The organism is Streptomyces sp. NPDC031418 (assembly GCF_055581605.1).
In genome coordinates this window covers 1-20,368 of sequence record NZ_JBVIJC010000035.1, presented here as the reverse complement: position 1 = coordinate 20,368, position 20,368 = coordinate 1, and the positions used below count along the sequence as shown (strand labels likewise).

The 20,368-nt window shown below is 71.8% G+C and carries 20 protein-coding genes; 4 read left to right on the top strand and 16 right to left on the bottom strand.

Features of this window, described 5'->3' with window-relative positions:
* Positions 1-13: 13 nt before the first annotated feature.
* Positions 14-1,015 carry a porphobilinogen synthase gene (hemB, locus tag ACZ5CZ_RS36110; protein ID WP_385847175.1) on the bottom strand — a complete coding sequence of 334 codons (1,002 nt, stop codon included), beginning with the start codon at positions 1,013-1,015 and terminating at the stop codon, positions 14-16.
* A gap of 248 nt (positions 1,016-1,263) precedes the next feature.
* Between hemB and ACZ5CZ_RS36105 the strand changes: the two genes are divergently transcribed.
* Complete coding sequence (locus tag ACZ5CZ_RS36105; protein ID WP_385847176.1) at positions 1,264-2,259, top strand: phospholipase D-like domain-containing protein; 996 nt, start codon at positions 1,264-1,266, stop codon at positions 2,257-2,259.
* Positions 2,260-2,307: 48 nt separating this feature from the next.
* Here ACZ5CZ_RS36105 and ACZ5CZ_RS36100 read toward each other — a convergent pair whose 3' ends face one another.
* The 6 genes from ACZ5CZ_RS36100 to ACZ5CZ_RS36075 all read right to left on the bottom strand — a co-directional run bounded on the left by ACZ5CZ_RS36100 (position 2,308) and on the right by ACZ5CZ_RS36075 (position 8,855).
* Entirely contained in the window at positions 2,308-3,069 is a 762-nt protein-coding gene (locus ACZ5CZ_RS36100; protein ID WP_385847177.1) for a hypothetical protein, read from the bottom strand.
* Positions 3,070-3,175: 106 nt separating this feature from the next.
* Positions 3,176-4,888 (bottom strand): bifunctional uroporphyrinogen-III C-methyltransferase/uroporphyrinogen-III synthase, encoded by a 1,713-nt coding sequence (locus ACZ5CZ_RS36095; protein WP_385847178.1) that lies wholly within the window; start codon positions 4,886-4,888, stop codon positions 3,176-3,178.
* Positions 4,885-5,844 (bottom strand): hydroxymethylbilane synthase, encoded by a 960-nt coding sequence (gene hemC / locus ACZ5CZ_RS36090; protein ID WP_385847180.1) that lies wholly within the window; start codon positions 5,842-5,844, stop codon positions 4,885-4,887. The genes ACZ5CZ_RS36095 and hemC overlap by 4 nt, the downstream gene beginning before the upstream one ends.
* Positions 5,841-7,526: a glutamyl-tRNA reductase gene (locus ACZ5CZ_RS36085; RefSeq protein ID WP_467549069.1), complete on the bottom strand. Its 1,686-nt coding sequence runs from the start codon at positions 7,524-7,526 to the stop codon at positions 5,841-5,843. Before ACZ5CZ_RS36085 ends, hemC begins: the two co-directional genes overlap by 4 nt.
* Positions 7,523-8,302, bottom strand: a complete 780-nt coding sequence (locus tag ACZ5CZ_RS36080) for a redox-sensing transcriptional repressor Rex (protein ID WP_385847183.1) — start codon at positions 8,300-8,302, stop codon at positions 7,523-7,525. Before ACZ5CZ_RS36080 ends, ACZ5CZ_RS36085 begins: the two co-directional genes overlap by 4 nt.
* Before the next feature lie 280 nt (positions 8,303-8,582).
* Complete coding sequence (locus ACZ5CZ_RS36075) at positions 8,583-8,855, bottom strand: glutaredoxin family protein (protein ID WP_385847184.1); 273 nt, start codon at positions 8,853-8,855, stop codon at positions 8,583-8,585.
* 116 nt (positions 8,856-8,971) lie between these two features.
* Between ACZ5CZ_RS36075 and ACZ5CZ_RS36070 the strand changes: the two genes are divergently transcribed.
* From ACZ5CZ_RS36070 to ACZ5CZ_RS36060, 3 genes are all read left to right on the top strand, one after another.
* On the top strand, positions 8,972-9,910 hold the full coding sequence (locus tag ACZ5CZ_RS36070) for an HAD family hydrolase (RefSeq protein WP_385847186.1): 939 nt from the start codon (positions 8,972-8,974) through the stop codon (positions 9,908-9,910).
* Between the two features lie 309 nt (positions 9,911-10,219).
* Positions 10,220-11,023: an ECF subfamily RNA polymerase sigma factor, BldN family gene (locus ACZ5CZ_RS36065; protein WP_385847187.1), complete on the top strand. Its 804-nt coding sequence runs from the start codon at positions 10,220-10,222 to the stop codon at positions 11,021-11,023.
* Between the two features lie 185 nt (positions 11,024-11,208).
* Positions 11,209-12,441: a DUF5667 domain-containing protein gene (locus tag ACZ5CZ_RS36060; RefSeq protein WP_468948960.1), complete on the top strand. Its 1,233-nt coding sequence runs from the start codon at positions 11,209-11,211 to the stop codon at positions 12,439-12,441.
* A 92-nt stretch (positions 12,442-12,533) separates the two neighbouring features.
* Here ACZ5CZ_RS36060 and ACZ5CZ_RS36055 read toward each other — a convergent pair whose 3' ends face one another.
* From ACZ5CZ_RS36055 to ACZ5CZ_RS36015, 9 genes are all read right to left on the bottom strand, one after another.
* Entirely contained in the window at positions 12,534-13,610 is a 1,077-nt protein-coding gene (locus tag ACZ5CZ_RS36055; protein WP_468948958.1) for a lysophospholipid acyltransferase family protein, read from the bottom strand.
* Between the two features lie 24 nt (positions 13,611-13,634).
* On the bottom strand, positions 13,635-14,696 hold the full coding sequence (locus tag ACZ5CZ_RS36050; protein ID WP_468948956.1) for an NAD-dependent epimerase/dehydratase family protein: 1,062 nt from the start codon (positions 14,694-14,696) through the stop codon (positions 13,635-13,637).
* Positions 14,697-14,895: 199 nt separating this feature from the next.
* Positions 14,896-14,994, bottom strand: a complete 99-nt coding sequence (locus ACZ5CZ_RS36045; protein WP_003948845.1) for a 30S ribosomal protein bS22 — start codon at positions 14,992-14,994, stop codon at positions 14,896-14,898.
* A gap of 135 nt (positions 14,995-15,129) precedes the next feature.
* Entirely contained in the window at positions 15,130-15,339 is a 210-nt protein-coding gene (locus ACZ5CZ_RS36040) for a helix-turn-helix domain-containing protein (protein WP_177235464.1), read from the bottom strand.
* Between the two features lie 129 nt (positions 15,340-15,468).
* Positions 15,469-16,284, bottom strand: a complete 816-nt coding sequence (locus tag ACZ5CZ_RS36035) for a phosphatase (protein WP_468948953.1) — start codon at positions 16,282-16,284, stop codon at positions 15,469-15,471.
* Positions 16,285-16,391: 107 nt separating this feature from the next.
* A complete protein-coding gene (locus tag ACZ5CZ_RS36030) occupies positions 16,392-17,564 on the bottom strand; it encodes an acetoin utilization protein AcuC (RefSeq protein WP_468948951.1) in 1,173 nt (390 codons plus the stop codon).
* Positions 17,515-18,735, bottom strand: a complete 1,221-nt coding sequence (locus ACZ5CZ_RS36025; protein WP_468948949.1) for an MFS transporter — start codon at positions 18,733-18,735, stop codon at positions 17,515-17,517. The genes ACZ5CZ_RS36030 and ACZ5CZ_RS36025 overlap by 50 nt, the downstream gene beginning before the upstream one ends.
* 66 nt (positions 18,736-18,801) lie before the next feature.
* Positions 18,802-19,518, bottom strand: a complete 717-nt coding sequence (locus tag ACZ5CZ_RS36020; protein ID WP_468948947.1) for a VC0807 family protein — start codon at positions 19,516-19,518, stop codon at positions 18,802-18,804.
* A 93-nt stretch (positions 19,519-19,611) separates the two neighbouring features.
* Positions 19,612-20,256 (bottom strand): HAD family hydrolase, encoded by a 645-nt coding sequence (locus ACZ5CZ_RS36015; protein ID WP_385847198.1) that lies wholly within the window; start codon positions 20,254-20,256, stop codon positions 19,612-19,614.
* Positions 20,257-20,368: the final 112 nt, after the last annotated feature.

The following is a 20,368-nucleotide window of genomic DNA, read 5'->3' as shown; positions in this document are numbered from 1 at the left end:
GCGCCCGGCCGGCTCAGCCCTCCTGGCGCACCATGCGGGCCGCCTCGGTGGCCCAGTAGGTGAGGATGTTGCGGGCGCCGGCCCGCTTGATGCCGGTCAGGGTCTCGAGGATGGCCCGGTCCCGGTCCAGCCAGCCCTTCTCGGCGGCGGCCTCGATCATCGAGTACTCGCCGGAGATCTGGTAGGCGGCGACCGGGACGTCCACGGCGTCGGCGACCCGCGCCAGGATGTCGAGGTACGGCCCGGCCGGCTTGACCATGACCATGTCCGCGCCCTCGCCGAGGTCCAGCTCCAGCTCCCGCAGGGACTCGCGCCAGTTGGCCGGGTCCTGCTGGTAGGTCTTGCGGTCGCCCTGGAGCGAGGAGGCGACGGCCTCGCGGAAGGGGCCGTAGAAGGCGGAGGAGTACTTGGCGGTGTAGGCGAGGATGGCGACGTCCTCGCGGCCGATCTGGTCGAGCGCGTCGCGGATGACGCCGATCTGGCCGTCCATCATCCCGCTGGGCCCGACGACATGGGCGCCGGCGTCGGCCTGCACCTGGGCCATCTCGGCGTAGCGCTCCAGGGTGGCGTCGTTGTCGACCCGGCCCTCGGCGTCCAGCACCCCGCAGTGCCCGTGGTCGGTGGTCTCGTCGAGGCACAGGTCGGACATGACGAGGAGGTCGTCGCCGACCTCGGCCCGCACGTCCCGGATCGCGACCTGGAGGATCCCGTCGGGGTCCGTGCCCGGCGTCCCGAGCGCGTCCTTCTTCCCCTCCTCCGGCACGCCGAACAGCATGATCCCGGAGACGCCGGCCTCCACGGCCTCCAGCGCGGCCTTCTTCAGGCTGTCCCGGGTGTGCTGCACGACACCGGGCATGGCAGCGATCGGCACCGGCTCGCTCACGCCCTCGCGGACGAACGCCGGGAGGATGAAGTCGGCGGGATGCAGCCGCGTCTCGGCCACCATCCGGCGCATGACAGGCGAGGTCCGCAGTCGCCGGGGACGCGTACCGGGGAAGGATCCGTACTTCGTCATGTCCTCTACGCTACGCCCGCCCGCCCCGCCCCTTTGCCAACACCCTGTCGGCGCGGAGGCGGCCCGCCAGGCGCTTCCCCACCCCCGGCATTCACGGGCATAACCAGCCTTCCCCTGCCCTCCATACGAAGTCTTTGCGCAGTCCTGGCACTCCTTGGGCCCGGAGGACTCCCCCGCGTTCTACGCGCGTGGTGTCATGCACGCGCCACCCCCTCCCGGCGAGTTCTCCCCACCACCAGGAGTCACGCATGCTGTGGAAGGCCCTCACCCGCGCGGGCATCGCCCTGGCGGCCGGCGCGACCGTCGTCGCCACCGCCGTCCCCGCGAACGCCGCGAGCTACTCGGCGTTCGCCTTCTCCCGGAGCGGCACCGGTCAGCCCACGATCTACGACTTCATCGACTCGGCCACCAGCACGCTCGACATGACGATGTACGAGCTGGAGGACACCACGGCCGTCAACGACCTCATCGCCCTGAAGAACAAGGGCGTGACGGTCCGGGTCATCCTCGACCGCCAGCACCAGAGCGCCAACAGCTCCGCGTACAACGCCCTGAAGAGCGCGGGCGTCGGCGTCGTCTGGTCCCCGTCCGCCTTCGTCTACACCCACCAGAAGACCATCACGGTGGACGGCACCAAGTCCCTGGTCCTGACCGGCAACCTCACCTCCCAGTACTACGCGACCAGCCGCGACTACGGCGTCTTCACCGACGACACCCGCGACGTGGCATCGATCGAGAAGGTCTTCAACGCCGACTACACGGCCACCTCCATCACCCCCACCGACGGCGACCACCTCCTGTGGTCCCCCACCGACTCCCGCAACCGCCTGGTGTCCTTCATCAACTCCGCCACCACGACCCTGGACGTGGAGGAACTGGAGTTCAGCGACAGCACCGTGGTCGACGCCATCGCCGCCCGCGCCCGGGCCGGCGTCAGGGTCCGCGTCGTCCTGGAGAACCCGTCCAGCTACGCCAGCCAGGTCGCCGAGATCAAGGCCGCCGGCGGCACGGTGGTCGGCTACTCCGACCCCAACGGCTTCTACATCCACGCCAAGGCGATGGTCGCCGACTACGGCCTCGCCACCCAGGAGGTCGAGGCCGGCTCCATGAACATCAGCAGCAACTCCCTCGGCAACAACCGGGAGCTGGGCATCATCCTCACCGGCACGGGCGTGGCCCAGCCGGTGGCGGCCACCATAGAAACCACCTTCGGCAGCGACTACGCGGGCGGCACGGCGGCCTGACCCGGCAGCGGCCGGCGGACCCCGCTCCTCGCCGGGCCCGCCGGCCGCTCACCCCCCGCCGAACTCGCTGAGCACGCGATCGGCGAGCTGCCCCCGGTCGCTGTCCCGCGGCAGCCGGGCGCGGAACTCCCGCAACCGGCGCACCACACCGATCGGAACCTCCTCCACCCCGGCCTCCTCCACACCCCGGCCGACCACGCGCAGCCCCCAGTACTGGTTGAAGCCGATCGGTTCGGCGGTCACCACGTCCACCAGAGTGCTCAACAACTCCGGCTCGGGCAGGCCGTACAGCCGCGCGTAGGCCGCGAGCCGCAGCCCGGCGTCCGGCGAGCGCAGCAGCGTTCCGGTGTCGAACTCCCGCACCCGCTGTGTCGCTCGCACCAGGCGGGCGAAGATCTGGTCCATCCGGTGCGTACGCGCCGGCCCCTTGGGCACGTCCTCGCGCATCCTGCCGTACTCGGCGGCCAGTTCCCGGACCGCGTCCCAGGCGGCGGTGTCGTCCCCGGCCCCGCCCTGCGGACCGTCACCGACGAGCGCGGCGTTGGCGGTCCGCTGCACCGCGTCGAGCCGCTGCTGGATCTCCCGGAACTCGATCCGCCCGAGGCCCGGTATGTCGATGCTGCGCACCAGATCCCCGAGCCACGGCACCACCGCCACCGCGAGCAGCCCGACCGTGACCCCGTCGATCCTCAGCCCGGGCGCCACGACGTGCACGACGGCGACGACCACCGCGCCCCCGGTCAGCACCACCGCCACAGCCCGCCGCCGCAACCACCCGCCGACCCCCCGCCCCCACACCCCGTCACGCATGCCGGCCAGCATCGCAGACAGGCGGGGACCGGGACGACGATTCGGCCATCCGGGCCAGCGGCACGAAAGCGGCGGAGCGCCCCCCGTAAGGGCGCTCCGCCGTTTCTCAGGTGGTCGTCCGGCGCCTGCGCGCCCCCGGCCTCCGCTCGCTCGGGCGGGTCACCGGGTCTCCCGACTCCAGCGCCGCGGCCCGGCGCTTCATGCCGAAGTCCGCCAGTGCCTCGGCCAGCTTGTGCACGGACGGCTCCGGTGCCATGACGTCGACGCGCAGACCGTGCTCCTCGGCCGTCTTCGCGGTGGCCGGGCCGATGCAGGCGATCACCGTCACGTTGTGCGGCTTGCCCGCGATGCCGACCAGGTTGCGGACCGTCGACGAGGACGTGAAGAGGACCGCGTCGAAGCCACCGCCCTTGATCGCCTCGCGTGTCTCCGCCGGCGGCGGCGAGGCGCGCACCGTCCGGTAGGCGGTCACGTCGTCCACCTCCCAGCCCAGCTCGATCAGCCCGGCGACCAGGGTCTCGGTGGCGATGTCGGCGCGCGGCAGGAAGACCCGGTCGATCGGGTCGAAGACGGGGTCGTACGGCGGCCAGTCCTCCAGCAGGCCCGCGGCCGACTGCTCACCGCTCGGCACCAGGTCGGGCTTGACGCCGAAGGCGATCAGCGCCTTGGCCGTCTGCTCACCCACCGCAGCCACCTTGATACCCGCAAAAGCCCGAGCATCAAGGCCGTACTCCTCGAACTTCTCCCGCACGGCCTTCACCGCGTTGACGGACGTGAAGGCGATCCACTCGTAGCGGCCGGTCACGAGCCCCTTCACGGCCCGCTCCATCTGCTGCGGGGTGCGCGGCGGCTCCACCGCGATGGTCGGCACCTCGTGCGGCACCGCGCCGTAGGAGCGCAACTGGTCGGAGAGCGACGCCGCCTGCTCCTTGGTCCGCGGCACGAGCACCTTCCAGCCGAACAGCGGCTTGGACTCGAACCAGGACAGCTGCTCGCGCCGGGCCGCGGCGGAACGCTCGCCGACCACGGCTATCACCGGCCGGCCGCCGTCCGGCGACGGCAGCACCTTCGCCTGCTTCAGCGTCTGCGCGATCGTGCCGAGCGTGGCCGTCCAGGTGCGCTGCCGGGTCGTCGTACCGGCGATCGTCACCGACATCGGGGTGTCCGGCTTCCGCCCGGCGGACACCAGTTCACCCGCGGCTGCCGCCACCGAGTCCAGCGTCGTGGAGACGACGACCGTGCCGTCCGACGCGCCGACCTCGGTCCAGCACCGGTCCGACGCGGTACGGGCGTCCACGAACCGGACGTCCGCGCCCTGCGCGTCGCGCAGCGGCACACCGGCGTACGCGGGCACGCCGACCGCCGCCGCCACACCCGGCACCACCTCGAAGGGCACCCCGGCCGCCGCGCAGGCGAGCATCTCCTCGGCCGCGTACGTGTCGAGCCCCGGATCGCCGGAGACCGCACGGACGACCCGCCTGCCGCCCCGCGCAGCCTCCATGACAAGATGAGCGGCATCCCGGGCAGCGCCCGGGACAGCGGCGGGTGTTGACGTGCCGTCAACGACCGTCAGCTGGGGCGTGCCCGTGCCCGGCGGCGGGACCGAGGAAGAGGCCGCGTCCGTCGGCACCACGGAGACGCCCTGCCGGGCGTGCGTCCGGATGACGTCGAGGACCTCGTTCTCGGCGATGAGGACGTCCGCGCTCGACAGCGCCTCCACGGCGCGCAGAGTCAGCAGTCCCGGATCTCCGGGTCCGGCACCGAGGAAGGTGACGTGCCCGTGTTCAGGACCGGCGGCAGGAAGGGCGGTGGGGCTCAATGTGCTCGCTCCCCCATCAGACCGGCCGCACCCTGGGCGAGCATCTCGGTGGCGAGTTCGCGACCGAGCGCCACTGCCGCGTCATGCGTCTGGGGCACGGGACCGGTGGTGGACAGCTGCACCGTACGCGTGCCGTCGGGGGTCCCGACGACGCCGCGCAGGCGCATTTCCTTGACAGTCTGCCCGTCGGCCAGAAGGCCGGCCAGCGCGCCTACAGGGGCGCTGCACCCGGCCTCCAGGGCGGCGAGCAGTGACCGCTCGGCGGTGACGGCGACCCGCGTGAACGGGTCGTCCAGCTCGCCGAGCGCCGCGATCAGGTCCGCGCGGTCCGCGGCACACTCGATCGCCAGGGCCCCCTGGCCGGGGGCGGGCAGAACCGTGTCGACCGACAGGAAGTCGGTCACCTCGTCGCTCCGGCCGATCCGGTTCAGTCCGGCGGCGGCCAGCACCACGGCGTCCAGCTCGCCGTTGCGGACGAAGCCGATGCGCGTGTCGACGTTGCCCCGGATCGGGACGGTCTCGATGTCCAGGCCGTGGGCCCGGGCGTACGCGTTCAGCTGCGCCATGCGGCGCGGGGAGCCGGTACCGACGCGCGCCCCGCGGGGCAGGTCGGTGAACTTCAGGTCGTCGCGCGCGACGATCACGTCCCGCGGGTCCTCCCGCACCGGTACGGCGGCCAGGACCAGCTCCTCGGGCTGCGTGGTCGGCAGGTCCTTCAGCGAATGAACCGCGAAGTCGACCTCGCCGCGCAGCAGCGCGTCCCGCAGCGCGGTGACGAACACACCGGTGCCGCCGATCTGCGTCAGGTGCTCGCGGGAGACATCGCCGTGCGTGGTGATCTCGACCAGTTCGACGGGCCGCCCGGTCACCCGGCGGACGGTCTCCGCCACCTGCCCGGACTGGGCCAGGGCGAGTTTGCTCCGCCGTGTGCCCAGCCGCAGTGCTCTGTCACTCATACCGGTCGGTCCTTGTCGTCTGTGCTGTCCCCGGCCCGGGAGACGGCGGCGACCGTCTCGGGGTCGAGGTCGAAGAGGGTGCGCAGCGCGTCCGCGTACCCGGCGCCGCCGGGCTCGGCCGCGAGCTGCTTGACCCGTACGGTCGGCGCGTGCAGCAGCTTGTCGACGACCCGGTGCACGGCCTGCCGGATCTCGCCGCGCTGGCGCTCGTCCAGGTCGGGCAGCCGGCCGTCGAGCCGCGCGATCTCACCGGCGACGACATCGGCGGCCATGGTGCGCAGCGCGACCACGGTCGGCGTGATGTGCGCCGCCCGCTGGGCCGCGCCGAAGGCCGCGACCTCGTCGGAGACGATACGCCGGACCAGGTCCACGTCGGCCGCCATCGGAGCGTCGGCGGAAGCTTCCGCCAGCGACTCGATGTCCACCAGCCGCACCCCGGCCAGCCGGTGCACGGCCGCGTCGATGTCCCGCGGCATGGCCAGGTCGAGCAGGAAGAAGAAGGGCGCCGGGCGCTCGGCCGGCGGCTCCGGCCTGCGCCGCTCCGGGATCCGGCCCACCGTCGCCGCGGTCGCGGCGAGCGCGGCGATCAGCTCGGCGTCCGCCTCGGGCGTACGACGCTCACGCCGGTCCAGTGCTCCGCCCGCGACCCAGGCCGCGTGCTGCTCCAGGGTCGCCGCGTCCATCCCGGCCACGGCGGCCTCGCCCAGCACGGAGAAACCGGACTGCGCGGCGGCCAGGTCCAGCGGGCAGTTCTCCTCGGCGCCGACGCCGGCGGCGGGCGACGCAGGGCCCTGCGGTACGGCCGTGGCAGCGCTGGTGTCGGCGACGGCCGGCTGCCCGGTGCGCCCCTCCACCGCCTGCGCGACCGCCTCCGCGGTGAGCACCAGGCCCGTCGCCCCGGTGCAGGAGACGACCACGTCGGCACGTGTCAGCTCGGCCGGCACCGCGTCCATCGGGACGGCACGGGCGGTCACGGCGTTGTCGTCGGCCTCGGCGAGGATCTGGACGAGCCGCTCGGCGCGCTCGAAGGTCCGGTTGGCGACGACGATCTCGGCGACCCCGGACCGCGCCAGCGTGGCAGCGGCCAGCGAGGACATCGATCCGGCGCCGATGACCAGCGCCTTCTTGCCCCGCGCCCAGGCCGGCACCGCGGTGCCGACGGCCAGCTGCTCCAGGCCGAAGGTGACCAGCGACTGCCCGGCCCGGTCGATGCCGGTCTCGGAGTGGGCGCGCTTGCCGACCCGCAGGGCCTGCTGGAAGAGGTCGTTCAGCAGCTTGCCGGCGGTGTGCAGTTCCTGCGCACGGGCCAGCGAGTCCTTGATCTGCCCGAGGATCTGCCCCTCGCCGACCACCATCGAGTCCAGGCCGCAGGCCACCGAGAAGAAGTGGTGGACGGCCCGGTCCTCGTAGTGCACGTACAGATAGGGCGTCAGCTCTTCCAGGCCGACCCCGCTGTGCCGGGCGAGCAGCGTGGACAGCTCGGCGACACCGGCGTGGAACTTGTCCACGTCGGCGTACAGCTCGATGCGGTTGCAGGTGGCGAGCACCGCGGCCTCGGTGGCGGGCTCGGCGGCGACCGTGTCGTGCAACAGCTTGACCTGGGCGTCCACGCTCAGCGCCGCCCGCTCCAGCACGCTGACCGGGGCGCTGCGGTGGCTCAGGCCTACGACGAGGAGACTCATGCCGGCATCACGGCGGGTACGTCCCCGTCCGGTCCCTGGTCGGCGGACGCGGCGCGCCGGGGGGCGGCGGGCGCCGAGCCCACGTCTCCGGCCGCGGTCTCCACCGCCGTGTCCTCCCCGGCCTTGCGCTGCTCGTGGAAGGCGAGGATCTGGAGTTCGATCGACAGGTCGACCTTGCGCACGTCGACGCCGTCCGGGACGGACAGCACGGTCGGCGCGAAGTTCAGGATGGAGGTGACCCCGGCGGCCACGAGGCGCTCGCAGACCTGCTGGGCGACGCCGGCCGGAGTGGCGATCACGCCGATGGAGACCCCGTTGTCCTTGATGATCTTCTCGAGGTCGTCGGTGTGCTGCACCGGGATGCCCGCGACCGGCTTGCCGGTGAGCGCCGGGTCGGCGTCGATCAGCGCGGCGACCCGGAAGCCACGGGAGGCGAAACCGCCGTAACCGGCGAGGGCGGCGCCGAGGTTACCGATACCGACGATGACAACCGGCCAGTCCTGGGTGAGGCCGAGTTCGCGGGAGATCTGGTAGACGAGATACTCCACGTCGTAGCCGACACCGCGGGTTCCGTACGAGCCCAGGTACGAGAAGTCCTTGCGCAGCTTGGCGGAGTTGACCCCCGCCGCCGCGGCCAGCTCCTCGGAGGAGACCGTGGGCACCGAGCGCTCCGACAGCGCGGTCAGGGCTCGGAGGTACAGCGGAAGCCGGGCGACGGTGGCCTCGGGAATCCCTCGGCTACGGGTCGCCGGTCGGTGTGTTCGGCCAGTTGCCACGGTGCTCCTGCGGGTAGAGCGGGGCTGTGGGCGGTCATACGTCCCCAGACCGCCCCGTCGACAGCAGGCTATGTCTTTGTGAACGCGTGCACAAAGATGGTGTCCGATTTGCCCCGCAGAAGTGACCGGGCTCACGCCCCTTTCACGCCTCTGGCGGGAACCGGCGCACACACACCGACGTTCCTTCATTACTGGGGGCAAAACTGCACACTCTCCTCATGAATCCCGCCCCCGAGCTCACATCGCCGTCGATCCTAAGCGACTTTCCCGGCCAGTTGGACTAGTCGGTCAGTTCCCGGCGCAGCCGCTCCTCGTTCACCCGCCAGAAGGTGTGCTGCTCCCCGTCGACCAGCACCACCGGGATCTGCTCCCAGTACCGGTCGTACAGCTCCGGGTCCTGACTGATGTCCCGGTACTCGACCGGCACGCCCAGTTCGCCGCAGACCTTCTCGATCACCGTCTGCGCGTCGTCGCACAGATGGCAGCCGGGCTTGCGGATGAGCGTGACGCGCCGCTCACGCGGCCCGGTCTTACGGCGAAAGAGGGGACTCATACCAGCCATTGTGACCCCGTCCCTCCGGGCCTCTTTCACGACGCGGTCGCGCAGAGTTCACAGCGCGCCAACCTCTCGACTCCGGAAGCACCGAACAAACTGGCTATGCTCACCGCATGGCCGCTCTCGGATGGCTCACCCCCCGTAGGCGCTCCGCCACGGCGCGGAGCGTTTTGGCAGGCGAGGCCGCGGCGGAGGCCGCCCGCAAGTCCTCGCAGGAGGCACAGGAGGCGCACGCCGCTGCGCAGCCCGCCCCGGAGGAACCCGAGTTCCCGGTGATGGGCGACGAGAAGGCGGCCGCCTTCTTCGACCTCGACAACACCGTGATGCAGGGCGCCGCGCTCTTCCACTTCGGCCGTGGCCTGTACAAGCGGAAGTTCTTCGAGACCCGCGACCTCGCCCGGTTCGCCTGGCAGCAGGCCTGGTTCCGGCTGGCCGGCGTCGAGGACCCCGAGCACATGCAGGACGCCCGGGACTCCGCCCTCTCCATCGTCAAGGGCCACCGCGTCGTCGAGCTCCAGACGATCGGCGAGGAGATCTACGACGAGTACATGGCCGACCGCATCTGGCCCGGCACCCGCGCCCTCGCCCAGGCCCACCTGGACGCGGGCCAGAAGGTCTGGCTGGTCACGGCGGCTCCGGTGGAGATCGCCACGGTCATCGCCCGCCGCCTGGGCCTGACCGGCGCCCTGGGCACCGTCGCCGAGTCGGTCGACGGCATCTACACGGGCAAGCTGGTCGGCGAACCCCTGCACGGCCCCGCCAAGGCGGAGGCGGTCCGCGCCCTGGCCGCCGCGGAGGGCCTGGACCTCTCCCGCTGCGCCGCCTACAGCGACAGCCACAACGACATCCCGATGCTCTCGCTGGTCGGCCACCCGTACGCCATCAACCCCGACGCCAAGCTCCGCAGGCACGCCCGTGAGCAGGACTGGCGGCTGCGCGACTACCGCACCGGCCGCAAGGCGGCCAAGGTCGGCATCCCGGCGGCGGCCGGCGTGGGCGCGGTGGCCGGCGGCACGGTGGCCGCCATCGCCCTGAGCCGCCGCCGCCGCTGACCGCCCCCGCACGGCACCCCTCCCCCACCCCGGCCGCCGCACGCGCCCGAATTATGCCGCGGCCATTTCAACACGCCCTGTACCTCGCCGAAACCGGCCAGATTACGGTCAACAACCGATCAAGCTACGGCACTTGATAGGGCGCCAATCGGTTAGAGATGCGACTCAATCGATGATTTGAGCAACTCGGTGTAGCAGTGCCTGCACGAAGCGTTATTCTCCTCAGACGCAAACCGGTACCCCTCCGTCGCTACGACGGGTGAAAGGTCCCGCACTGCACGTGATGGAAGCTCTGCCTCTGGGAGTCCCGTGTACCCACACGTCGGGGTTGACGCCTCGGGCCTGGCTACGCTGCGCGCAACGGTCGCAACGCTCAAAGAGACGCTGCGCGGCTTGGTCCCCACCGCGTACGCCGTCCCCGCCCTCGCCACCGCCGCGCCCCTCGGTCCGTGCTACGCACTGGCCGAGAGCAGCGCCGCCGTCGGCAGACGCGGGCGCTCCGCCGGTGCCGGCACCGGCAGCGGCAGCGGCGCCACCACCGCCCGCCGGCCGGCCGCCGACAGCGACAGCGCACGCATGATGGACCTGGTCGAACGGGCCCAGGCCGGCGAGGCCGAGGCCTTCGGCCGGCTCTACGACCAGTACAGCGACACGGTGTACCGGTACATCTACTACCGCGTCGGCGGCCGCGCCACCGCCGAGGACCTCACCAGCGAGACCTTTCTGCGCGCCCTGCGCAGGATCGGTACCTTCACCTGGCAGGGCCGCGACTTCGGCGCCTGGCTGGTGACGATCGCCCGCAACCTCGTCGCCGACCACTTCAAGTCCAGCCGGTTCCGGCTGGAGGTCACCACCGGCGAGATGCTCGACGCCAACGAGGTCGAGCGCTCCCCGGAGGACTCCGTCCTGGAGTCCCTGTCCAACGCCGCCCTGCTGGACGCCGTACGCCGGCTCAACCCCCAGCAGCAGGAGTGTGTGACCCTCCGCTTCCTCCAGGGCCTCTCGGTCGCCGAGACCGCCCGTGTCATGGGCAAGAACGAGGGCGCCATCAAGACCCTCCAGTACCGCGCGGTCCGCACCCTCGCCCGGCTCCTGCCGGACGACGCGCGCTGAGCGGTGACTCCGGGCGACCTTCAACTCACGGTCGGTGAAAGAGTGTTACCTTTCTGACCGGATCATCCGCCGTCCGTAACCCAAGTGCCGCGCCAGTCGTTGTGCGGGATACAGGCTCCCTGTGGTCACGTCCCTCAGGACCCCCCGGGGGGAGTCGACCGTCATGACGAGAGGAGGTGCCGCCAGTGATCGCGAACGTATCGGCGCACCGGCGGGCGAACGCCTTCGCCCAGGCCCTGGAGGAGCAGTCCGACCGGGACACGGCGGCCGAGCAGTCCGCAGCACCGGCGGGATCCCCGCCGACCCCCGAGGAACGGACCGAACAGGGCGAGCTGCTGGCCCTCGCGACGGGTCTCGGCGCGCTGCCCAAGCCCCAGCTCGACCCCGAGGTCAAGGTCGTCCAGCGGGCCCAGCTGGTGGCCGCGATGGAGGCCATGCTCCAGGAGGGAACCGCGGCGGCGGAAGCGTCGGTACCCGAACAGCGCTCCAGGAACCGGGGCGCGCACCGGGCGAGCCCGCTCGGCAAGCTCCGGCCCCGGTCACGGCTGACCAAGGGGCTCGCCGCCGGCGGCCTCAGCGTCGGCGTGGCCGCCGGGGCCTTCGGCGGGGTGGCCGCGGCCAGCTCCGAGGCCCTGCCCGGTGACTCGCTGTACGGCCTGAAGCGCGGCATCGAGGACTTCAAGCTCAACTACCTGACCGACGGCGCGGACCAGCAGGGCCAGGCCTATCTGGACCTCGCCTCGACCCGGCTCGGCGAGGCCCGCCGGCTCATGGAGCGCGGCCGGGGCGGCCACCTCGACCACGAGTCCATCGGCGAGATCCGCCGCACCCTGTCCGGCATGCAGCACGACGTGGCCGAGGGCCACCGCCTGCTGCACGCGGCCTATGAGGCCGACCCCGGCTCGCTCGGCCCGATCCAGGCGCTCTCCGCCTTCTCGCGGTCCCACCGCGAGGCCTGGACCGCGCTGAGCGACCGGCTTCCGGTCCAGCTGGGGGACGTCAAACAGCAGGTCTCGTCGGTCTTCGACGCCATAGACCAAGAGGTCGCCCCGCTCCAGTCGCTGCTGCCGCAGCCGCCCGCCCAGACCGGCGACGGCACCCGGCACCGCTCCGGCCCGGCGTCCCCGGGCGCCACCGGCCGCCACCGCGCGACCGCGCCCAGCTCCGCCGGCAGCACCCCCTCCGCCGGCGGACACACCAGCACCGGCACCCCGAGCGGCCCGGCGACCGGCACCGGCGGCGACGGCCTCCTCGGCGGCAACACGGGCGGCCTGCTGGACCCGCCCAGGACCGGCAGCGAGGGCAGCTCCCCGACCGCCGGCAAGTCCCCGACCACCGAGCCGGACGTCACCGTGCCCCCGCTCCTCCCCGGCCTGCTCCCCGGCCTGGGCATCGACAGCGAGGACACGACGAACTGACCCGCCGGTACGGCGACACGGTTACGGCGATGGGGGCGGCCCACCCGAGCGGCCCGCCCCCATCGCCGTGACCAGGGCTTAGAAGACACAGCTCAGAAGAACACCGACCGCCGCTGCACCAGCAGCTTGTACAGCGTGTGCTGGATCTGCTCCCGTACCTGGTCGGTCAGGTTGAACATCAGCATCGGATCCTCGGCCGCCTCCGCCGGATACCCCTCCGTGGGAATCGGCTCCCCGAACTGGATCGTCCACTTCGTCGGCAGCGGAATCATCCCGAGCGGCCCCAGCCACGGAAACGTCGGCGTCAGCGGAAAGTACGGGAACCCCAGCAGCCGCGCGAGCGTCTTCGCGTTGCCGACCATCGGGTAGATCTCCTCCGCCCCCACGATCGAGCACGGCACGATCGGCACACCCTGCCGCAGCGCGGTGGAGACGAACCCGCCCCGCCCGAACCGCTGCAACTTGTACCGCTCGCTGAACGGCTTCCCGATGCCCTTGAACCCCTCCGGCATCACCCCGACCAGCTCCCCCTGCGCCAGCAGCCGCTCGGCGTCCTCCGCGCAGGCCAGCGTGTGCCCCAGCTTGCGCGCCAGCTCGTTCACCACCGGCAGCACGAACACCAGGTCCGCCGCGAGCAGCCGCAGATGCCGCCCCGCCGGATGATGGTCGTGCACGGCGACCTGCATCATCAGCCCGTCCAGCGGCAGCGTCCCGGAGTGGTTGGCGACGATCAGCGCGCCGCCCTCCTTGGGGATGTTCTCGATCCCCTTCACCTCGACCCGGAAGTACGTGTCGTACAGCGGCCGCAGCAGCGACATCAGGACCTGGTCGGTCAGCTCGGCGTCGTACCCGAAGTCGTCGACCTCGTACTCGCCGGTCAGCCGGCGCCGCAGGAAGGACAGCCCGGCCGCCACCCGCCGCTCCAGGCCGGCCGCGGGCTCCTCGGCCCCCGGCTGCCCCGCCGGGCCCTGCTCAGGGCTCACAGGGCCGCCCTCCTGCGCCTGCGCCCGTCCGGGCAGCGGCTGGACCTCACCCATCTCCTCCGCCCCGCCGAGAGCCCCGCCGGCGGCCCCACGCCGGCTCCCCGCGCCCCGGCGCCGCCCCGGGCGCTGCCCCGCGCTGCCGCGGGACCGGTCGTCGTCGAACGGAATGACCTTGGCGTCCGCCATCGTTCCTGCGCTCCTCGGTTGGCGCTATTCGGCGCTGTGCGTCATGAGCCGGCCGCCGCCCTGCGCGGCCAGCGCGGCGATCCGGTCGACGGCCCCCGCCAGGGACTCCGGCGGCACCAGCCCCGGGCCCTGGGCGCGCGCGAAGTCCGCGAACGCCTCCGCCGTCGTGTAGCCGGGCGTGAAGCCCAGCGTGTCGCGCATCTGGACGGTGTCCACCACCCGTCCGTGGGTCAGCAACCGGATCTGCTCGGGTGAGAAGTCCGTCATACCCAGCGTACGGACCAGCGAGCCGGCCCAGGTGACGGCGGGCAGCAGCAGCGGCACGGTCGGCCGGCCCAGCCGCCGCGAGCACTGCGAGAGCAGCAGCACCCCGTCGCCCGCGATGTTGAACGTGCCGCTGTTGAGGGTGCCGCGGCGCGGCTCGTGCGAGGCGAGCCGCAGCACCTCGATGACGTCGTCCTCGTGCACGAACTGCAACCGCGGGTCGTAGCCGAACACGGTCGGCAGCACGGGCAGCGCGAAGTACGAGGCGAGGGGGGTGTCCGCGGCCGGTCCGAGGATGTTCGCGAACCGCAGCACGCACACCGCGACGTCCGGCCGCCGCCGGGCGAACCCGCGCACATATCCCTCGACCTCGACGGTGTCCTTGGCGAACCCGCCGCTCGGCAGCGACTTCGGCGGCGTCGTCTCGGTGAAGACGGCCGGGTCCCGTGGCGCGGAGCCGTACACATTGGTGCTGGACTTCACCACCAGCCGCTGGACCGCCGGCGACTTCTGGCAGGCGCCGAGCAGCTGCATGGTGCCGATGACGTTGGTCTCCTTGACCGTCGCCCGGCTGCCGCCGCCGAGCGCCGTGCCCGTCACATCGAGGTGGACGACGGTGTCCGCGCCGGTCTCGGCGACCACCCGGGCGATCGTCGGCTTCCGGATGTCGGCCTGGATGAACTCGGCTCCGCCCAGATCGTGCGCCGGCGGCACCGCGTCCACCGCGATCACCCGCTCGACCTCCGGGTCACGCTGGATCCGCCGGACGAACCGGCCGCCCAGCTGCCGGGCCACTCCGGTGACAAGCACGACCTTTCCCAAGATCAGCGCCTTCCTTCCCGCACTGTCCGCAATTGCCCGCACTGCCCGCGTTCCCCGTGTGCGGCCAACTTAGCGGCTCGGTGTTGCGCTGTGATGACCGCCCGACGCAGCAGGTGACGGAATTTCGCCGGACACGCGTGTGGCCCCCCACCGACAACGGTGGAGGGCCACAGCGGGACGCGCCTTCGCGGCGCGCGTACTACTTCTTGTTGCGACGCTGAACACGCGTGCGCTTCAGCAGCTTGCGGTGCTTCTTCTTGGCCATCCGCTTGCGCCGCTTCTTGATAACAGAGCCCACGACTACCCTCGCTCACTTCTCATCACTCGGTTGTTTGGGCGCCATGGGCCCACACGACCTACGAGGGGCTAGCCTACCCAACCGAGCGCCGAGGTCGTAATCGAGGGGTGCCCCGGGGTCACCGGGACGTCGCCGTCAGGCCGTCTCCACCCCCACATAGCTGTCACGGAGGTACTCGTGTACCGCTTGCTCCGGGACGCGGAAGGACCGCCCCACCCGGATCGCGGGCAGATGACCACTGTGCACCAGGCGGTACACGGTCATCTTCGACACTCGCATCACCGCGGCGACCTCCGCCACGGTCAGGAACACAACCTCGTTCAGAGGCCTCTCGCCAGCTGCCATGACACACCTGAACCTTCCGCACTCGACGGCCACCGGCTTCCCCTTCCGGTGACTCTTCGTCGTTGCGCGCTCACTCCCCAGACTAGGGGCGGGTGGTGCGAGTGGGGAAGAGGTGCACCCATCGGCGGCCTACTGTGACAGACAGGCTCGTTTGAGCACGTAGCGGGTGAGCGGGCGGTAGTGCGCGGAGCGCACGCCGTCATCAAGCGGAACGACGACGGACACGGACCCCTCGGCCTGCCCCACGAACGGCGCGGGATCATCCGTATCGGCCAGCCCGATCGCCTCGAACCCCAGCTGACCTGCGCCGCAGACCCAGCCATGGTCACCGACGACCAGCTCGGGCAGCGGCCCTCCGCTCTCCGCCGCGGCACCGAGCGCGACCCGAACCGGGAGCGGCGAGTGGCTGTGCACCCCCGGCTCACAACCGGGGCGCTCGGGCCCGGTTTCCCGCACCAAGCCGACCCCCCGGGCGTAGTCGAGCCGATACGTACGTAGACCGAACCGGGTCAATATGTCGACACAGCGACCCTGCGCCGGGGTGAGCACCTCACATCCCGCCGCCGAGAGCGCGTCCGCGAGACCGCCGTAGAACCCGAGCAGCCGCTGCGGATGCCCGGTCCCGAACAGCACCGGCGCACCCCTCCTGGCCACCTCCCCGATCCGCTCCGCGAAGGCGTCCAGCGCGGCCAGCGTCAGCTCCGGATCGATCACATCAAGGCCCGACGTGTGCCGCGGATCCGCCGAGACCCCGCACCTGTCGGCCATCAGGGCGAGCAACTCCGGCTGCCCCCAGGCCCACTCCGGGTCGATCCCGATCGTCACCCGCGGATCCCGGGCCGCGAACAACCGGTAACTCCGCAGACTGGCCTCGCGCGAGGTCCCCACCACCCCGGCCAGCCGCACGGCCACCAGATACGCACACAGCTCGGCGGACGACGACACGCCTGCGATGCTGACGCACCGGGCACCCGGATTCACCGCGAACGGCGAAAGAACCGCACGGTTGGCCTACAGCGGCAACGGTCCGAGGCAGCGGCACCGGCACCGGCTCAGGGCAGCAGCCCCCGCAGCGGGAACACCGCCCGCCGCGTCGCCAGCACTGCCTGGTCCAGGCGGTCGGCGGGGTCGTACCCCGCCTCCCACTCCGCGAACTCCACCGGCCACCGCCCGTCGGTCATCCGCTGCGGCCCCAACTGCCGGGTCCGCGCGAACACTTCCTGCCGCCATCCCTGCGGGATCACCGTCTCCGGAGCCACCGGCCGCCCCGCCGCGATCGCCACCAGATGCGTCCAGGACCGCGGTACGACGTCCACCACCGCGTAGCCGCCCCCGCCCAGCGCGACCCACTTCCCCCCGGCGTACTCGTGCGCCAGCTCGTGGCACGCCAGCTGCACCGCCCGCTGCGCGTCCAGCGACACCGCGAGATGCGCCAGCGGGTCCTCGAAGTGCGTGTCGGCCCCGTGCTGCGAGACGAGCACCTGCGGCCGGAACTCCGCCAGCAGCTCCGGCACCACCGCGTGGAAGGCCCGTACCCACCCCGCGTCCCCGATGCCGGCGGGCAGCGCCACGTTGACCGCGGCCCCCTCCGCCGCCCCGGCCCCGGTCTCCTGCGGCCACCCGGTCTGCGGGAACAGCGTCCGCGGATGCTCGTGCAAGGAGATCGTCAGGACCCGCGGGTCCTCCCAGAACGCGGCCTGCACCCCGTCCCCGTGATGCACGTCCACATCCACGTACGCGACCCGCTCGGCGCCCATCTCCAGCAGCCGGGCGACGGCGAGCGCCGCGTCGTTGTACACGCAGAACCCGGACGCGCCCCCCGGCATCGCGTGGTGCAGCCCGCCCGCGAAGTTCACCGCGTGGTCGGCGTCCCCCCGCCACACCGCCTCGGCCGCCCCGACCGACTGCCCGGCGATCAGCGCGGACACCTCGTGCATCCCGGCGAAGGCGGGATCGTCCTCGGTCCCCAGCCCGTACGACCCGTCCGCCCGCGCCGGATCGTCCGACACGGCCTTCACCGCGTCGATGTAGTCCTCCCGGTGCACCAGCCGCAGCGTCGACTCCCCGGCCGGCTTCGCCGCGACGACCGCCAGCTCCCGGTCGAGCCCGAAGGCACCCACCAGCTTCCGGGTCAGCTCCAGCCGGACCGGGTCCATCGGATGACCCGGGCCGAAGTCATAGCCCGTTACTGCCTCGTCCCACATCAGCTGTGCGCGGCCGCTCATGACCGCCACCGTATCGGCTTGGATGAACCACGAACGACCTGGCGTACACCACCGTGACCAGCACCAGCGCCATCGGCACCAGCATGGCCCCGCGATAGCTCCACGCATCGCCCAAGGCCCCCACCAACGGCGAACCCACGAGAAAACCCACGTAATTGAAGACGTTGAGCCGCGCCACGGCCGCGTCCGAAGCCCCCGGCCCGGCCAGCCGCCCCGCCGCCGCGAAGGTCTGCGGCACCAGCACACACAGGCCCAGCCCCAGCAGCGTGAACCCGAGCATCCCCACCCAGGCCCCGGGCGCCGAGGCCACCACCACGAACCCGCCGGCCGCCACCAGCGCCCCGAGCCGTACCACCGCCGCCGCCCCGAACCGCCGTACCCCCAGATCCCCGATGGACCGCCCCAGCAGCGTGGTCACCATGTACACGTTGTACGGCACGGTCGCCAGCTGCTCCGAACTGCCCAGCACGTCCTTCAGGTACTTCGCGCTCCAGTTCGAGACCGTGGAGTCCCCGATGTACGCGAAGGTCATCACCAGACACAGCGGCAGCAGCACCCGGAAGGCCACCGCCCGGCCCCCCGCCTCGCCCGGCCCCGACGCGTCCCCGGCCGCGCCCCCGTCGACATACCACCGGCTCCCCACCAGGGTCGCCGGCAACAGCACCAGCACCACCGGCAGATACGACACCCACAGCGCCAGCTGCCAGTGCGCCCCCGCCCACGCCAGCGAGGCCCCGAGGATCCCGCCCAGGCTGTACGCCGCGTGGAAGCTCAGCATGATGCTGCGCCCGTACGACCGCTGGAGGCTCACCCCGAGCATGTTCATCGAGGCGTCCAGCGCCCCCACGGCCAAACCGAACACCCCCAGCGCCACCGCGAGGACCGCCAGCCGCCCGCCCGCACCGACGCCGAGCAGCGCCAGCAGCACCACCGGCTGGGACCAGCGCAGCAGCCGGCTGGGCCGTATCCGCCGCACCAGCCGCTCCGTGGTCACACTGCCCGCACCGGCCAGGACGGGTACGGCGGCGAGAAAGGCCGGCAGCAGCGCGTCCGAGATGCCGTACCGGTCCTGGACGGCCGGGATGCGCGTCACGAGCAGGGCGAAGGCGACACCCTGGGCGAAGAAGCTGAACGCCAACGAGGCCCTACCGCGCCGCAGCACATCAGTCATGGCGGCGAGCGTAGGGCCCCGGGCTACCTGTGGGTAGATCCAGCCAAAGGTGAATTTCCCTCAGCTTCACCGTGCGACGGCGAGCGGCTCCTCGTGCCGCCGGCCGGCCCGGCCGGCCTCGACCTCGGCGGCGAGCAGCCGCTCCATCGGCTCGGCGGCGAGCCCGCCACCGACCACGAACGCGGCCGCGAGCGCCACCACCATGACGACCGTACCGAGCCACACCATGGTGTCCACCGGCACGGTGTAGGCGCCGACCACCCGCAGCACGCACTCCAGCAGCAGCGCCCCGCCCCACACCAGGGAGAACGCCCGCTCCTTGCGCAGGAAGACGGCCGAGCCGGCCACCGCACCGGACGCGAGCCGCGCCCAGGCGGCCTCCTTCTCGGCGTCGCCCTTGACCAGGAAGGGCTTCATCCCCGCCGTCATCATCGGCTTGCCGAGCGCCACGGACACCAGGATGCCGATCGCGACGGTGCTGCTGACCGCGCCGTCCTTGGCGAGCATCAGCCGCGGGTCGCCGGAGACGAAGCTGAGCACCAGGCCGACCACGTTCACGGCCAGGATGAGCAGCGCCAGCCCGTTGGCGGTCCGCTCCGTCACCAGGCCCCACACGGTCCGTGCCGCCGGCACCGCGCTGCTCCAGGCGAGCGCCGCGAAGGTGCTCAGACCGAAGGCGTCCTTGAATACGTAGTACGCGCCGAGCGGCACCGCCACATCGAGGATCAGCGGCTTGAAGTTGTCGAGCGGGCTGCGGCTGTGGTTCCCCGTGTTCTTCGTCATGCCCTCAGCTTCGCCGCCGGGCGGGGTCCCCCAGTAGAAACGAACGTCCGGACCCCGGCATGACAATTGTCAGCGCCCCCGCCATGGCTCAGGTCATATCAGCAGGTCAGCCAAGTCCCCCATGTCCGCGAAGAGTTCCTTCGCCCCGGCCAGCCGCTCCGCCGGTGTCATCGCGGTGAACCCGTACACGTCCATCCCGGCCGCCAGCGCCGCCTGCACGCCCAGCGGGGAGTCCTCCACGACCGCACACCGCTCGGGCGCGACCCCCATCTGCTCGGCCGCGTACAGGAAGAGATCGGGCGCCGGCTTTCCCCGTCCCACATCCTGCGAGCTGAAGATCCTGTCCTGCGCGAACCACCGGTCGAGCCCGGTCGTCCGGTGCCCGACCCGGATCCGCTCATGGCTCCCGGACGACCCCACGCAGTACGGCACTCCGACCCCGGTCAGCTTCTCCAGCACCCTCTCGACCCCTGGCACGGGCCTCAACTCCCGCTCGAAGGCGGCGAACACCCGGGCGTGGAAGACATCGTCGAACTCCTCGGGCAGCCGCCGCCCGGTCCGCTCCAGCACCAGGTCGTGGATCCGGTGCATGGCCGACCCCATGTAGTCCCGGATGGAGTCCTCGTACGACGTCGGGTGCCCCAGCTCGGTCAGATAGGCGGCCAGCAGCCGGTTGGAGATCGGCTCACTGTCGACGAGAACACCGTCGTTGTCGAAGATCACGAGGTCGTAGCGCATGACCACACCCTAAACGGCCCTGAAATGCAGAAAACCCCCGCACCAAAGGTGCGGGGGTTTTCCCAATAATTGTTCGGCGGTGTCCTACTCTCCCACAGGGTCCCCCCTGCAG